Genomic DNA, 15,199 nt, shown 5'->3' on the forward strand with positions numbered 1-15,199 from the left:
ATCTCCGACTTCCTTTTTTTACAGAAAATTCTATTCAAAACCTTGCCCCTTATACTAAATAGCACCTATTAATGAAAGAGTGTGAAATACAGCTGAAAAGATAATCTGTAAAGATATTTACCTTTAAAAAAGCTACTTTCGCAAGCTCGGTTATTTGTGTTTTTGTATCATTGTTTTTAGCTTATCTTAGGCTGAATACTTATGTACTACCTTCTTTATCTTTCGGTCACAGCTTTTTGTAAAGAATCTACAGTTATTTTTCCATGCGATGCATGCCAAACAATATGATTGTTTTCAAAAAGTAGCGCTTGAGGAGATTCATGCCTTACTTGATAATTTTCAGCAATGTAGTTAGATAATGCTCTAGACTCTTGTACAGCTAAATAGTATGTATCGATTTCTTTCTTTTCTTCCGCATATTGTTTATATTCATCAAAAGCATTTGCACTAATTGGACATGTCAAGCTGTGCTTAACCAACAAAAAAACAGCTTTGCTTTGAACAAGCTCTTCAAATTTATCAACTGTGTCTATTTTTTTCATTTATAACCATCCTTTATATGACATATATAATTATAGAATGATAACCGCTTTCCATTAGAGAGTGAAGTCTCTTCAACTGCATCTTACATATAAAAAATCACTTAAAATAGCATGTAATAATACAGCCTATATACAGTATTTCTTTCCTGCCTGTATCCTAAAAGATTGGCTCTCTTTGAACGCAGAAAGCAAATGGTATATAGACTGCAAACCTTAACTATATTTTATACAAATATAGTAACTATCAATGATTGTATTTACTTTCTGTCTCATCAAATGCTCTTTTTGTTTCTTCTAATTTTTGTTGAATCTCATCAAATTCCGAACTTTTTAAACTAGCACTTAAATCAGATGCCTTTTCTTTCAGTTCATCAAAATGGTCAGCAGGATTATCTTGTGCATTCGTATTTTTTACCTTATCCATAATATCAACGGAAGTTTTAGTAACTACATCACTTATCTGGTCTGTTTTATCTTTCGCAATGGAAATGAACTCTGTACCTTTTTCTTTTACTGTATCCGTTAATTCAATCCCTTTTTCCTTCCACGCTCCTGCTTGTCCGTTCAAATCATGAAGCAATTCTTTACCAGGCTTTGGAGCAAGAAATAAAGCTGTAGCTGCTCCGACAACCCCACCTAAAATGGCACCGACTAGAAAATCCTTCGTACTTGAGTTTTCATTTGCATGGTTTATTTCTTGTTCTCGCTTCATTATTAAACATCCTCCTTTTAATTACTTCTTACTCGCGTTCGATTTTGTTCTGCCTTCCTAGCTTGCCATTGATCTTTGATATTCATAAATACTTTGCTATATTGAACAATTTGAGCTATTTTATCTTGATTTTTCGTAAGCGTATTTTCTACATTTTGCGTAATCGTTTGAACAGAGTGATTAAAGCCTTGTACGCTTGTTCCTACATCCTTGACTGCATCTACAACTGAATTTAAACTTTCAGATTTTTGTTGAATATCTGTAGCTAAATCATTCGTTTTCTGTAATAAAATAGTTGTTTCTCTTGTTACGCCATCTAGTTGCCTTTCTAACCCGACAAGTGTTTTCGAAACACTATCAAGCGTGATATGTAATGATTTCAATGTTCTTGCAACATAAATGACTAGAATCGTAAATGCTATAGCTATTAAAGCTACACTTAAATATAAAAGATTTATCATCCTTATCGCACCTCCACTTTATTGGTCTTTTCCCACATTCGCTATGACTAAAACCTTAGTTTTATTATAATTGGAAAAACTTACAGAAACAAATGATTCCTTTCCTTTCATCTTCTATGGATCAAGTTTGTGGAGAAAACCAATAGAAAAAGGACGAATCTTTCTTATTTTATGTTTTTTATTACCGTTTATATTTGAGGAAAAAATTTTTTCGGGTACAATAAGAAAGTCATCACATTTATTAAAATTTGGAGGTACATATGAAGGATCCACGCATTGATCAACTAGCAAAAAATTTAATTAATTATTCTATTCGTTTACAAAAAGGCGAAAAAGTTCTTATTGAAAACTTTGGACTTCAAAAGGAGCTTGTAAAAGCACTTGTCCGTGAAGCATACGCCGCTGGTGGTTACCCTTTTGTTTTCCTAAAAGATAATGATATTAATCGTTCCTTGCTTTTAGGAGCTCAAACAGAGCAATATGAAATGATGGCGCAATTCGAAGCAAATGTAATGAGTAATATGGATGCATACATTGGGCTTCGTGCTGGCGATAACATTAATGAGCTTGCCGACGTTCCAGCAGAGCAAATGAAAATTGAGGGATCGACAATTGGCAAAAAGGTACATAGAGAAATACGTGTTCCAAAAACTAGATGGGTTGTCCTTCGTTATCCAAGTCCATCTATGGCACAGCTTGCGAGAATGAGTACAGATTCGTTTGAAGATTTCTATTTCGATGTATGTAATCTAGATTACGGGAAAATGGATAAAGCAATGGATGCCCTTGTGGAGTTAATGAATCGCACAGACAAAGTTCGCTTAACCGGTCCTGGTACAGACTTAACCTTCTCTATTAAAGATATCCCGGCAATAAAATGCTCTGGACAAATGAATATACCAGATGGAGAAGTATATACAGCTCCTGTACGTGATTCTATCAATGGTGTACTAACATATAATACACCTTCCCCTTATCAAGGCTTTACCTTTGAAAATGTAAGCCTAAAGTTCGAAAATGGAAAAATTGTAGAAGCAACGTCAAATGATACAGAAAGATTGAACAAAGTTCTGGATACAGATGAAGGAGCTCGTTATATTGGAGAATTTGCTATTGGAGTAAACCCATATATTTTACATCCGATGCAAGATATCTTATTTGATGAGAAAATCGATGGAAGTTTCCACTTTACACCAGGACAAGCATACGATAACGCCTATAATGGCAATAACTCCAATATCCACTGGGATATGGTAAATATTCAACGTCCTGATTATGGTGGCGGAGAAATCTACTTTGATGATGTACTCATCAGAAAAGATGGCAAGTTTGTCATTCCAGCATTAGAAGCATTGAATCCAGAGAATTTAAAATAATGATATTGAAATTCTAAACATCTGGACTTTAAAATATCCGTATAAATTGTCAAAAAAGAGATCAGAATGTTAATTCTGATCCCTTTCTTTCTTCTCTTAAGCAAATGCTGAAGAGTCCTATTGTTTATCCTAATGTTTTTTCATACGCACTTTGATATTTTTGAATATCGCCTGCGCCCATAAACAAGATGACACTGTCATTATGTTCTTTTAATGAAGAAATCGTTTCTTCGGAAATCATTCTGCTTCCTGGCACTTTATCCGCCAAGTCTTTTATGCTTAACTTACCATGGTTTTCCCGGGCAGAACCAAATATATCACATAGATAAGTAGAATCTGCTAAATTCAAACTATCTGCAAATTCTTGAAGAAACGCTTGTGTACGCGAGAATGTATGCGGTTGGAATACAGCAACTACTTCACGATTAGGATATTTTTGACGTGCTGCTTCCACCGTCGCTTTAATTTCTGTAGGATGGTGGGCATAGTCATCAATAATAACTTGTGTACCGATTGTCTTTTCTGTAAATCGTCGCTTAACACCTTCAAATGTCATTAATCGTTCTTTCACGACTTCTGCATCCAATTCTTCATAATGGCTAAGCGTAATAACCGATAAAGCATTTAAGATATTATGGTCACCAAACGTTGGGATAGAGAATGTGTTGTAATACGTATTACGAACATAGACTTCAAAAGTTGTGCCTTCTGTTGTTTTCTCCACATTTCTTGCTTGGAAGTCATTCTCGTCACCAAATCCATAAAATACAACTGGTACTTTTGCTTGAATTTTTTGCAGATGTTCATCATCTCCACAAGCAAAAATTCCTTTTTTAACTTGCCATGCCATTTCTTGAAAGGCAGAAAATACATCATCCACATTAGCAAAATAATCTGGGTGATCAAAATCAATATTAGTCATTAATGCATAATCAGGAAAATACGAAAGAAAATGTCTTCTGTATTCACAAGCTTCAAAAGCAAAATATTCTGCTCCAACTACCCCTTTACCCGTTCCGTCACCAATTAAATACGCAGTAGGCTTAGCACCTTTCATTACATGTGAAAGTAACCCAGTTGTCGAAGTTTTACCATGCGCACCCGTTACCGCTATACTTGTAAACTGCTTCATAAAATCCCCAAGGAAACGATGGTAACGAATAACTGGAAGTCCTAGCTTCACTGCTTCCTCTACTTCTTCATGTGTATCAGGAAAAGCATTCCCAACAATAACATTCATTCCTGGTTTAATATTTTCTCTTTGAAAAGGAAGAATTTTTATTCCTGCTTGTTCTAAAGCAACCTGAGTGAAAAATGTTTTCTCCACATCCGATCCTTGTACTTCTAAACCCATATCATGTAAAATTTGTGCTAATGCACTCATCCCCGACCCTTTTATACCTACGAAGTGGTAAATAGTCATATAAAGAACCTCCAACTACGCATATCTTTTAACAGTATATGATATCCTCATTCAATTTGCTAATTGCATTTATATGTATGCAATTTTGATTCTATTTTATTTTTTCTCATTCAGCGTATATTCATGTTATCGCTAAACATTAACTTTTTTTTCCTTTTTTATTTCACATTTATTCATTATACCATCTTTTAAGATGAAAAACTATGCAACAATGCATTTCCAATGAATGACATTTTTTTAATACAATGCGTTTTCCTTATTCACTGTCCTGCAATTGTGTCAATTCACTTTCTGTAATTAATACATCTCTTGGCTTCGTTCCTCTTGCTTCTGATATATACCCTTGTTTTTCCATCATATCAATCAGTCTTGCTGCCCGATTATAGCCTATTTTAAAGTTCCTTTGAAGACTGGATGTTGAAGCACCACCTTGTTCAATAATAAATTCACATGCTTCGTAAAATAGCTCATCTTCTTCTTCAGACATTTGGACCTTTTTTAACAGCTCTTCTTGTTCAAATAAATATTCTGGTTTTCTTTCTCTTCTAACATGTGCCACTACCTGATCAATTTCTTCATCTGATACAAAGGTGCCTTGTAATCGTACTGGCTTTGATGTTCCATTTTCTAAAAACAACATATCGCCTTTACCCAAAAGCTTCTCGGCACCACTAATATCAATTACGGTTCGTGAATCGATTTGAGAGGAAACAGAGAAGGCGATTCGTGTTGGCACATTTGCCTTAATCAATCCTGTAATAACATCAACTGACGGTCTCTGTGTGGCAATCAAAAGATGAATTCCACACGCTCTTGCTTTTTGAGCTATTCTGCTAATTGCTTCTTCTACATCTGCTGGTGCCATCATCATTAAATCCGCTAATTCATCAATTACAATAACTAAATAAGGCAATTTATCACTGTATCTTTTATGCTCTTCAGCTAGTTGATTGTATTTTGTAATGTCTCTAACACCTGCATGTGCTAATAACTCATATCTTCTTTCCATCTCTTCTACAGCCCATTTTAATGCAGCAGTTGCCGTCTTTACATCTGTAATAACAGGGCTCGCTAAATGGGGAACATAATTATAAGGTGCCAACTCAACCATTTTAGGATCCACTAACAATAGCTTTAATTCTTCCGGCTTTGCCTTATATAGCAAGCTAACAAGCATCGTATTTATACATACGCTTTTCCCAGAACCAGTTGCTCCTGCAATTAAGCCATGTGGCATTTTTCGTAAATCCGTTACAATTGGTTTACCGGAAATATCTAATCCCATAGCTACAGTTAACGGAGATGAAGAATTTTTAAATTCATCGCTTTCTAAAATTTCTCTTATTAGCACAGGTCGACTACTTTGATTTGGCACTTCTATTCCTACAGTATGCTTTCCAGGAATCGGCGCTTCAATTCTTATATCCTTAGCAGCTAAGCTTAATTTTAGATCATCTGATAGGTTTGTAATTTTGCTAACCTTAACTCCCGGCTCAGGCTGCACCTCATAGCGTGTTACAGAAGGTCCTTGTGTTACATTTACTACCTTTGCGTGGACATTAAAGTTAGTAAATGTATTATTTAAAAGCATTGTCTGCTCTTCAATCCATCCATCCTTTTCTATTTGCAAAATTGGGGGATGTAATAAATTTTCTTCCGGAAAAACGTAATAAGGCAAATCATGATGGTTCTCATAATCCTTCTCTAGCATAGAAGGGATTTCTTCTTCCAACTTCGGCTGCGACGGCGGCTCATAAGCTTTTTTTTCGACTTTTTTATTAGCTAAGGACTGTCTATCTTTATTCAGCATTAACACATTAAAAGGCAAAGGACCTTTCCTAGAAGAAGTTGCTTTTTCTGTCTCTTTTTCTTGTGATTCTTCTTCCTTAATTGCTTCCATCATTTCTTCCCTATTTTGCTCGAGAATTTTTTCTTCTGAGATTTCCGTTTCTTCCAGCTGCAACAACGATTGATCGTTTTGTTCTTGCTCGTCTACTAAACTCTGATTTAGTGTACTAACTTCATCGTCCATTTCACTCGAAAGAAAAGTAGAAGAAGCTATATCTTCCGCTTCTAATGAACTACCCCCACTATCATTGTGTTGCAAGCTTTTCTCACTTTCTAACCATCCTTCTGTAAACAGAGAAAGTATTTCCTCTGGCTCATTATTTGGCTCACTTATATCCTTAGTGGGCTCAGTTTGTTCCTGTGCTACAGCTATCTTATCATTCACTATTTCATTCAATGCAAGTAATTCTTCATTCAGACTTTTTTCTAGCTGGATAGGAGTCGATTCAACCGGAGCCTCAACATGTTCTTTACTTATTGGTTGTGGTATCATAGTACCCGTTTCTTTTCTTTCCGGACGATTATATCCATATATTGGAGAAACAATTTCTGTCGGCTTAAAAGGTCGATTAGAACTATATGTATTGGATGTTTGTTCTTCCCTCGGAATATTCTTAGGCTCTTCTGTAAATTGCCGATTAAATGGTTGATTACCATCTTGCCTTTCATCCACAAAGGATGGCCTTGTTTTTTCTCTTCTCGTTTTTCTTTCTATTTCCTTCCTGTCATTTTCATCTCCATCTGGAATTAACGGAAAGCGAAAGTTTCCCTTCGGATATTGATAAATAACTTTGGAATCCATCTCTTTTTTCCATGCTGTAGATTCCTTGTTTGGTTGATCGTATACCTCTACCGTTTCTTCAACTTGGTTCAGCTCATCTTCTTCACTAACAAACTGTTTAAATACTTTCTTGAACCAATTCACACTTAATCACTCTTTCTTTCAAATCTCATTACTATTTTAACAGTTATGTTCAGAATTTCGAGCACTATTTTTTAACATCTCTTCCTTTCCCTTTTTGGGAGTATACTAAACAAAAAAATACACCTTCGATTAATAGTATGAATGGAGGCAGATAAAAAAAGAGAAACGGTTTGAAAGTTTATTTAGCCCTAAAATTGCTCTTTCATCTAATTTCTCTTTTAATTAGGGTAATACAGGACCATTTTCAAGAATACTTCCCGTATCAATCAAAGGATTGGTGTTTCTCTTCTCTAATGCTATCTTTTAAAACTACATGAATGTTATTTTAATATAAAAAGATTTCAATTAGATGTCATTCAAAAGTAATTTATGCATCGATTTGATTACATTCATACGTTTATTTTTCGCGCTTTTTATTTTTCCCTAATATAAAGACTGGCTCTAATTCCCCATGTTCATAGAGAAAAGATAATGCTGTAATTGGAACTCGGCCACTTGCAAAAAAGCTCATCGTCATTTGTGCAAGGACATCGTACCCAGTTTCATTTCGAATATCACCAATGATAAGGACATCCTGATGTGGCACAGCAACAGTCATTGTTCCTTCCATCTGTTCGGACATTTCTTTTAGAAATGCATCGTTTAATATCCTACTTGCATCATATCCATCATTACTGTTTAAAAAATAAAAGACATTACCTGCAACACTGTCTGTCTTTACATTAGTTGGCAGAGACCTTACGTTAAAAAGTGCCATTTCTTTCATAGATGTCTTTGTCCACTTTTCCTTTTCCATCAATTTCTCGTCGATAAGACGATACGTGTTTCCCATATCCAAAGCATAGTATATTCTTGTTTCTGCTGTATGCTCATCTGTTATAAATGGAATTTCCTCATTTGATTGTTGTGGAAAAGAAGTAGAACGTATTACAGGAAATATTTTTTTCTCTTTCCCTTCTATTTTGCTATCTTTTTCAATCGCTCCTAATCCATGCTCTATATAATAAACAATCTCATCTACAGCTTTCTCTTTTTGTGTTTCCCATTTTGCAATTATTTCAGGTAAGGAGACAGTAACCCCTTTGCCTGTTTGTTTACTTTCTATACGTACTTGATCTTTTTTACTATCAAAAGTAAAAGTTCGATCCTCGTTATTTATTCGTTGTTTAAGCATGTCCTTCATTTTTTTACTTGTCATTTTCATTCTGGCTTCACTTCCGTCCTATTGGATTTCGTCCTATTTATTATACTCTAATCCATTATATATTCATCTTTTTTAGTGTTGAATTTTATTTTTGGTCAATAGAAAAAGGTTATCTCTAATAAAAAATATAACAGGGAACTACGTCATTCCTAAGCTACATTTTTTATAGGAGACAACCTTTTTAACAAATGGTTCTTCTTAAACTGTTTTTCACTTACTTAAGGAATTTGCTACGCAAGCTTTCTTTTACAAAGACTCAATAAATTTTTCAATTTCTTCTTGTGTTTTTCGATCCTTGCTTACAAATCTACCTAGCTCTTTTCCGCCTTCAAAGGCAATAAAGCTTGGAATGCCAAATACATCTAATTCGATGCATGTATCAATAAATTTATCACGATCCACATGTACAAATGTATAGTTTTCATATTTAGCTTCTACTTCTGGCATAAATGGTTCAATAAATCTACAGTCTCCGCACCATTCAGCTGAAAAAAGGAAAATATGCTTTTCTTGACTATTTTTTAGCTCTGTAAATTCCTCTACTGTTTGTAAATCTTTCATTGTAATGCCCCCTTAAATAATACATGCACTTTCTTTAAATAGTATCAGAATTCTCTATTCCTAACTACTAATATGCTTTCCAATTGATTGGATTTTATCAACCATCATTCTCTCTTTTTCCATGTCATTTCAACTATTTCATAAAAACCTCAAAATGACTATTGTCCTATTTTTTATTTCCATCTATAATTATCTAATGTTTAATTTTTAAGAATTTTCAAAAAAGGAGTGATGAGATGAAAACAATAAAATCGAAATTATATTTTATTTTAGGATTAGCAATTTGTGGATTTATTTCTATATTAGGGACTATATTATTTCTAAATAATGCTCAAACAGAAAGTAAACAACAAGAACTACATTTATTATCTATTATTAGTGCTGGCAAAGAGATAAAAGCAGCGATTTTTGAAACAAGAAATGTCGAAGCCGAATATCTTCAATTACCAAACTACGCATTAGCGGAAAGTGTAAACGATGAGGGGAACAAAATCGTTCACCTAGCTAAGCAATACAGTGAAGATAAAACCCTTTCAAAAGAACTACAACAAAAATTCAAACAAATAGCTACAGATGGAACTAATTATTTAGAAGGATTTAATACATTGTCCTCTCAGTATGAAACGATTGGCTATGAGCCATATGAAGGACTAAAGGGGGACGTTCAAAGTTCTATTAAAGAACTGCAATCGATTATACAGTATACGAACGATAGCAATCTCATTTCTGAACTCGAGGAATTACATACGAATGAAGAACATTATATTACTACTCAAAATAAGATATTTTATGAAAACTTCCTCGACATTTCATCAGGCTATGCAGATAGATTAGATAAAAATACTTTCCTTTCAGCCGAGCAAAAGCAGTCGATTTCAACTAGTTTTAACAATTATTTTGATGCATTAAAGGAAATCAACAGCTCTTATGAGGGAAGTACTGCATTTATCTCAACCTTTGATTCACAATCTCAATCCATCCAAACAAAAATTCAAGAACTCGAAAATGCCCTTGCTAGTGAACAAAACAGATTGAATACAGAGTTGCTTCAAAAAAATAGAATGTATACCGCTATCATTATTTCAGTCAGTATTCTCATCATTTTACTTCTATTTGTCATTGGATTATTACTTTTGAAAATGATTGACAAATCGATTCAATTACTCATTTCAGCATCAAAAAAAATTAGTGATGGAAATTTTCATTATCGAGTTCCTATTACAACAAAAGATGAAATGAGTATTCTTGCAACTGCTTTTAATCAGATGGCAGAAAAAGTCCAAAATAGCTTACTCTTTATCTCAACTACAGGGGATCAATTACATGTTTCCTCCCAAGAGTTAAGCTCCATTTCAGAAGAGACGGCCGCTCAAGCAAATGAAGTGGACCAAAGCATCCAGCAAATTGCTATCGGAGCTTCTGAACAGGCTAATCTTCTTTTTAATAGCCTTCAAAATATTAAAGATGTGGAGCAGGCAATTGAACAGGCGGTTACACTTGAGAAAGAGGTCACAAAAGAGGTTCATTTGGCTAGAAAAGAAAGCAAAACAGGCTTGCAGACTGTGAAGGAATTAGAAAATATCTCTACATATTTTCTGCAATTAACACAAACGCTAACACAAAAAGTGGTACATGTAACCTATTATTCAAAAAAAATTGCTTCGATTGTTGATACCATTGAATCTATTGCAGACAGTACAAATCTTCTTGCCTTAAATGCTGCAATTGAAGCTGCTAGAGCAGGGGAAAGCGGAAAAGGATTCACTGTCGTCGCAACAGAAGTCCGTAATCTAGCAGAAAAATCAAAAAAGGAAGCAGAAGACATCCACTCCTTAGTTTCAGAAATGACAGAGGAAATGAATCAGCTTAGGGAGAATGCTGAGCAGTTAAACGAATACAGAAGTAATCAGGAAGAATCGGTCCATACAACAAAATTTGTTTTTGAAAATATAGTGGAGTCCATTGCCAATATAAATGTAAAAGTAGTTACAATCAACAACGCATTTACTCTGATTAAGGAAGCTAATCAATCCCTAAAGCATCATGTCCATGAGGTATACAATGTTTCTCAAACAGCAGCTGCTTCGACACAGGAGGTTTCAGCCTCTAGCGAAGTTCAATTAGAGGCAATTATTAAAGTAAATGATTCTGCTTCTCTTCTTCAGCAAATAGCCTTGGATCTACATAGTGAAGTAAATCAATTCACTCTACATCCTTCCGATGAAAAGGTTTAAATGAAAAACTGCTTTAAATATAGATTGGCATTTTTAAATCCCGTTTATGGATAAAAGAGGAGATGGTATTCTTGGGTCATCTCCCCCTTCAATTTTTCTAAGCCTGAACAATTACTAAGTGATGTTACCCTTTATTATTATATTGTTGACATTCCATTTGTCCAATGAGTAATTCAACAACATGTTGAAACATCGATGTTCTATTTATTCTCCCATTTGTAAATATCCCTATAGCACCTTCGTTATGGCGAACATTTTCTTTTTGTGCATATTCATCCATAATTGGCCCTAATTCTCTTCCTGCAACCAACTCTGTCTCAATTTCTTTAGGTAACGGTATTCTTGCTCCGCTAGCTATAAAGATTGTTCCGTCCTTTAATACAAGGGCACCCCAATTATTTAAAAAGAGTATATCGTTTGTTCGATGTACTCCTCCTTCCAATCCGATTCCTATCTCTCCGTCTCCTTCTTGCAAGGCAGCTATTGCTCGATTTATCGCACCAGTAATGGTTTCCTCATCTGAAAATGGCTGTTCACTTACACCAGAGCTAGCATTAAACGTAGCAAACTCAATATCTTTATCTTTTTCCAGACAATTTTTCACAGCTTTTACTTTTGCCTTATTATTTGTTCCAATACACACTTTCACTTACATTCTCTCCTAACCAGTTAATATTACCAAAAATTTCTACAGAAAAAGGTATCTCAACATATACCTTTCGTATTGGAGATACCTTTTATAAATATATTTTATGGTAAGCCTGTTCCTATAAGTTTACGTATCAAAAACAATTACCTTTTTTTAGGAACATCCTTTTAAAAATTATTGATTAGCTCGCAGTGTTTCAATTGTTGTATTATCTGTCGTTTTCACTAATTTAATAAGCAGTTCCTTTGCAGCCGCATAATCATCGATATGAATAATCGAAGCACTAGTATGAATATATCGAGAACAAATTCCAATAACAGCACTAGGAACCCCTTGATTAGAAATATGAACTTGTCCTGCATCTGTTCCCCCAGGTGAAATAAAATACTGATACGCAATATTATTAGACTCTGCAGTATCTAAAATGAATTCTCTCATCCCTCTATGCATAACCATTGTACGATCATAAATACGGAGTAACGCACCTTTACCAAGCTGTCCAAATTGATTTTTATCCCCTGAGGCATCATTTGCAGGACTTGCATCTAAAGCATAGAAAACATCGGGCTTAATCATATTAGCTGCTGTTCTAGCCCCTCTAAGACCTACTTCCTCTTGTACGGTAGCACCAGAATATAAGATATTTGGTATATCTTCTCCTTGAAGATTTTTTAACAAATCAATTGCTAACCCACAGCCATAACGATTATCCCAAGCTTTTGCCATAATTTTCTTTTCATTCGCAAGAGGAGTAAATGGGCAAATTGGAACAATCATCTGACCTGGTTTAATTCCAATTTTCAAGGCATCTTCTTTATCGTCAGCACCAATATCAATAAGCATATTTTTTATATCCATTGGTTTACTTCTTAATGCTTCATCCAATAGATGTGGAGGAATAGAACCAATAACGCCTATAACAGGACCATTATTCGTAATTATCTGTACTCTTTGTGCTAGAAGCACTTGACTCCACCATCCACCTATTGGCTGAAAACGAATCATTCCATTATCTGTGATGGATGTTACCATAAATCCAACTTCATCCATATGACCAGCAACCATTACAGTCGGACCATCCTCTTGCCCTCTTTTCACACCAAAAATACTGCCAAGATTATCTTGCACTATCTCATTTGTATAAAGACTTAATTGTTCTTTCATAAAATTTCGAACTTGATGTTCATTCCCAGCTACACCTGGAAGTTCTGTTAAAGTTCTAAACAAATCCAAAGTTTGTTGTTCCATTATAGCAAAGCTCCTTTAATTACTATGTATTTTGATAAAGTGAAATTTCCATCAGTGGGGGCCCTTCCTCCCCACTGATGGTTAGTTGAACCAATCGGACCTTTACGGACAGTTGATCTCCCACCTAGCTCCCTTGTATTCTCTTAAAGCTTGCAGGTAGAAGCCTTACTGTCCGTTAAGAGTGGGATAATATATTTATTGTACCGAAATATTTAAACACATACCACTACTTTCCTTTAACTATTGCCAATTAATCCATTTCCATTCCATCAACCTGTTTGCAGAAAGAATATTACCTTATCATTTCTTCCAGCATATAAATTAGATATAATAACATTATCTCGTTTAATAAAAGGATGCTTTCTTTTTGATAAAACATCCTCTTTTGAAAAGCAAAAAAATATCTGAATAAACCATAAGGAGCTAATTTATGAATTGGAAACATGTTATAGGGGGCGTTGTTGTTGGTGTAGCTGCAAGCTATATAGCTAAGGAAGCCATTACGAAAAGCAATGACTTATCAAGTAATGAGGTTTTACATATAGCAAAAGCAGCCTTTAAAAAAAAGGGACCGATTAATGGATCTTGGATCAATATGGAGAAAGAAACACTTCATACTCCTGAATCATCACTCACAGTCTATAGAGGTGGTATTACTCGAATGAATGGAGAAAAACAAGAAGTGTTTGAATTTGTTTCAGATTGTGAAACAGGAAATATTCTTGATGTTAATCAATTAACCTGAGTCCTATATTAGTACCTACTCTGATTAGTAACGCTCAAAAACATATGTAATCAGCCCTTAAAAAAAGAGCGATCTCCTTTAACTTAGAGATTGCTCTTTTAAATTATCTAAATTGTACTTCGCAACGATAAATTCTATTTCCTCTATTCGAAAATTTTTCCTCATATTCTGTCATGATATTGCCTTCATAATCACTATTATGCAAATCAAGACTCACATATTTTAAAAGCATGCCATATTCCGAAAAACTCTTTAGAGAGTATTCAAATAAACCTTGATTATCTGTTTTAAAGTGTACTTCTCCTTGATTTACAAGAACGGATTGATAAGAATCCAAGAACGTTTTATAAGTAAGTCTACGCTTTTCATGTCTTGTTTTTGGCCAAGGGTCTGAGAAATTCAAATACACTCTTGCAATTTCTCCCTTTTCAAAGTATTCCTTTAGTTTTTCTGCATTTATATTCATCAACTTTAAGTTAGGAACCTCTGCCTCAATTAAGCGATCTAATGCAGAAACAATGACGCTTTCCTGAAGTTCTACGCCGATGTAATTAATCGAAGGATTCGCTTTTGCCATTTCTGTAATAAATCGACCTTTGCCTGTACCAATTTCAATATGGATCGGCCCCTTTCGACTAAAAGCCTGATCCCATTTTCCTTTCCAATCTACAGGGTTTTGGATAATATATTGCGGATATGCACTTAATTTATCTTTCGCCCATGGTTTATGTCTTAATCGCATGTGGACACTCCTTATTAATAACTATCGTTTCAAACAATATCATGCATTATACATGGATGCAATACTCTTTTCTTGGTAACCTGAATTTATAGAAGGATAAATTTACATTAGGAACAATTGTATAAAGAAAAAAAGAATTCACAACCTATAAGTGAATTCCTTAACTGGTATTTGAAAAGAATTGTTTTACTCTTTTCATACTAGAACCTATAGAAAGGGTGTTCTATGTATGCCTATAAATCATGAGCATCAACTAGCTTTACTAGCCGATATTCTCAGTAATCAACAAACAGACTGCTGTGGATCTGTAGCAGAATGTGAGCAAATAGAGAGATTGATTACGGCCTTAAGATCCAATGAGCAAATCGATCAAAATATCCTTCCAATTTTAGAGGAGATACACCGTTACAGCGAAGAAGGTGTCACTGCCTCAAATTTAGACACACACATCCATACACACCAAAATCAATTGTCTCAGTGGGTAGATGGAATTAACAATTTATCATAATTTATCAAATATACTTTGCTA

At 34.5% G+C, this 15,199-nt stretch carries 14 protein-coding genes; 4 read left to right on the forward strand and 10 right to left on the reverse strand.

Annotated elements, in window-relative coordinates; translation table 11 throughout:
* Positions 1-215 precede the first annotated feature (215 nt).
* The 3 genes from ytxJ to AB3U99_RS17495 all read right to left on the reverse strand — a co-directional run bounded on the left by ytxJ (position 216) and on the right by AB3U99_RS17495 (position 1,715).
* Complete coding sequence (gene ytxJ, locus AB3U99_RS17485; protein ID WP_400242830.1) at positions 216-542, reverse strand: bacillithiol system redox-active protein YtxJ; 327 nt, start codon at positions 540-542, stop codon at positions 216-218.
* Between the two features lie 244 nt (positions 543-786).
* Positions 787-1,254 carry a YtxH domain-containing protein gene (locus tag AB3U99_RS17490; RefSeq protein WP_400242832.1) on the reverse strand — a complete coding sequence of 156 codons (468 nt, stop codon included), beginning with the start codon at positions 1,252-1,254 and terminating at the stop codon, positions 787-789.
* Positions 1,255-1,271: 17 nt separating this feature from the next.
* Positions 1,272-1,715 (reverse strand): DUF948 domain-containing protein, encoded by a 444-nt coding sequence (locus tag AB3U99_RS17495; protein ID WP_400242833.1) that lies wholly within the window; start codon positions 1,713-1,715, stop codon positions 1,272-1,274.
* Positions 1,716-1,975: 260 nt separating this feature from the next.
* On the opposite strand from AB3U99_RS17495, the gene AB3U99_RS17500 reads away from it, so the two are divergent.
* Positions 1,976-3,091, forward strand: a complete 1,116-nt coding sequence (locus AB3U99_RS17500; RefSeq protein ID WP_400242834.1) for an aminopeptidase — start codon at positions 1,976-1,978, stop codon at positions 3,089-3,091.
* A gap of 124 nt (positions 3,092-3,215) precedes the next feature.
* On the opposite strand, the gene murC is transcribed toward AB3U99_RS17500, so the two are convergent.
* The 4 genes from murC to AB3U99_RS17520 form a co-directional block, all read right to left on the reverse strand.
* Positions 3,216-4,514, reverse strand: coding sequence for a UDP-N-acetylmuramate--L-alanine ligase (gene murC, locus AB3U99_RS17505; RefSeq protein ID WP_400242835.1), 1,299 nt, complete (start codon positions 4,512-4,514; stop codon positions 3,216-3,218).
* A 256-nt stretch (positions 4,515-4,770) separates the two neighbouring features.
* The gene (locus AB3U99_RS17510; RefSeq protein WP_400242837.1) at positions 4,771-7,287 is read right to left on the reverse strand and encodes a DNA translocase FtsK; all 2,517 of its coding nucleotides are present in this window, start codon (positions 7,285-7,287) and stop codon (positions 4,771-4,773) included.
* Between the two features lie 397 nt (positions 7,288-7,684).
* Positions 7,685-8,485 carry a DUF1444 domain-containing protein gene (locus tag AB3U99_RS17515; RefSeq protein WP_400248111.1) on the reverse strand — a complete coding sequence of 267 codons (801 nt, stop codon included), beginning with the start codon at positions 8,483-8,485 and terminating at the stop codon, positions 7,685-7,687.
* Between the two features lie 252 nt (positions 8,486-8,737).
* On the reverse strand, positions 8,738-9,052 hold the full coding sequence (locus AB3U99_RS17520; RefSeq protein WP_400242838.1) for a thioredoxin family protein: 315 nt from the start codon (positions 9,050-9,052) through the stop codon (positions 8,738-8,740).
* A gap of 236 nt (positions 9,053-9,288) precedes the next feature.
* Between AB3U99_RS17520 and AB3U99_RS17525 the strand changes: the two genes are divergently transcribed.
* A complete protein-coding gene (locus AB3U99_RS17525) occupies positions 9,289-11,286 on the forward strand; it encodes a methyl-accepting chemotaxis protein (protein WP_400242839.1) in 1,998 nt (665 codons plus the stop codon).
* A 124-nt stretch (positions 11,287-11,410) separates the two neighbouring features.
* Here the strand turns inward: AB3U99_RS17525 and AB3U99_RS17530 are convergent, their stop codons facing one another.
* On the reverse strand, positions 11,411-11,935 hold the full coding sequence (locus tag AB3U99_RS17530) for a DUF84 family protein (RefSeq protein WP_400242840.1): 525 nt from the start codon (positions 11,933-11,935) through the stop codon (positions 11,411-11,413).
* Positions 11,936-12,109: 174 nt separating this feature from the next.
* Positions 12,110-13,183 carry a M42 family metallopeptidase gene (locus AB3U99_RS17535; protein ID WP_400242842.1) on the reverse strand — a complete coding sequence of 358 codons (1,074 nt, stop codon included), beginning with the start codon at positions 13,181-13,183 and terminating at the stop codon, positions 12,110-12,112.
* A 430-nt stretch (positions 13,184-13,613) separates the two neighbouring features.
* Here AB3U99_RS17535 and AB3U99_RS17540 point away from each other — a divergent pair, with 430 nt between their 5' ends.
* A complete protein-coding gene (locus AB3U99_RS17540) occupies positions 13,614-13,928 on the forward strand; it encodes a PepSY domain-containing protein (protein WP_400242843.1) in 315 nt (104 codons plus the stop codon).
* A gap of 103 nt (positions 13,929-14,031) precedes the next feature.
* Here AB3U99_RS17540 and trmB read toward each other — a convergent pair whose 3' ends face one another.
* Positions 14,032-14,670, reverse strand: a complete 639-nt coding sequence (trmB, locus tag AB3U99_RS17545; protein ID WP_400242845.1) for a tRNA (guanosine(46)-N7)-methyltransferase TrmB — start codon at positions 14,668-14,670, stop codon at positions 14,032-14,034.
* A gap of 229 nt (positions 14,671-14,899) precedes the next feature.
* On the opposite strand from trmB, the gene AB3U99_RS17550 reads away from it, so the two are divergent.
* On the forward strand, positions 14,900-15,178 hold the full coding sequence (locus tag AB3U99_RS17550) for a YtzH-like family protein (RefSeq protein ID WP_400242846.1): 279 nt from the start codon (positions 14,900-14,902) through the stop codon (positions 15,176-15,178).
* Positions 15,179-15,199 lie beyond the last annotated feature (21 nt).

The organism is Niallia tiangongensis (genome assembly GCF_044704065.1).
Taxonomy (GTDB): Bacteria; Bacillota; Bacilli; order Bacillales; family Cytobacillaceae; genus Niallia; species Niallia tiangongensis.

What these genes read in the sequence shown, in the direction of transcription:
- ytxJ (WP_400242830.1), bottom strand. Translation starts at nt 542, where the DNA reads ATGAAAAAAATAGACACAGTTGATAAATTTGAAGAGCTTGTTCAAAGC.
- AB3U99_RS17490 (WP_400242832.1), bottom strand. Translation starts at nt 1,254, where the DNA reads ATGAAGCGAGAACAAGAAATAAACCATGCAAATGAAAACTCAAGTACG.
- AB3U99_RS17495 (WP_400242833.1), bottom strand. Translation starts at nt 1,715, where the DNA reads ATGATAAATCTTTTATATTTAAGTGTAGCTTTAATAGCTATAGCATTT.
- AB3U99_RS17500 (WP_400242834.1), top strand. Translation starts at nt 1,976, where the DNA reads ATGAAGGATCCACGCATTGATCAACTAGCAAAAAATTTAATTAATTAT.
- murC (WP_400242835.1), bottom strand. Translation starts at nt 4,514, where the DNA reads ATGACTATTTACCACTTCGTAGGTATAAAAGGGTCGGGGATGAGTGCA.
- AB3U99_RS17515 (WP_400248111.1), bottom strand. Translation starts at nt 8,485, where the DNA reads ATGACAAGTAAAAAAATGAAGGACATGCTTAAACAACGAATAAATAAC.
- AB3U99_RS17520 (WP_400242838.1), bottom strand. Translation starts at nt 9,052, where the DNA reads ATGAAAGATTTACAAACAGTAGAGGAATTTACAGAGCTAAAAAATAGT.
- AB3U99_RS17525 (WP_400242839.1), top strand. Translation starts at nt 9,289, where the DNA reads ATGAAAACAATAAAATCGAAATTATATTTTATTTTAGGATTAGCAATT.
- AB3U99_RS17535 (WP_400242842.1), bottom strand. Translation starts at nt 13,183, where the DNA reads ATGGAACAACAAACTTTGGATTTGTTTAGAACTTTAACAGAACTTCCA.
- AB3U99_RS17540 (WP_400242843.1), top strand. Translation starts at nt 13,614, where the DNA reads ATGAATTGGAAACATGTTATAGGGGGCGTTGTTGTTGGTGTAGCTGCA.
- trmB (WP_400242845.1), bottom strand. Translation starts at nt 14,670, where the DNA reads ATGCGATTAAGACATAAACCATGGGCGAAAGATAAATTAAGTGCATAT.
- AB3U99_RS17550 (WP_400242846.1), top strand. Translation starts at nt 14,900, where the DNA reads ATGCCTATAAATCATGAGCATCAACTAGCTTTACTAGCCGATATTCTC.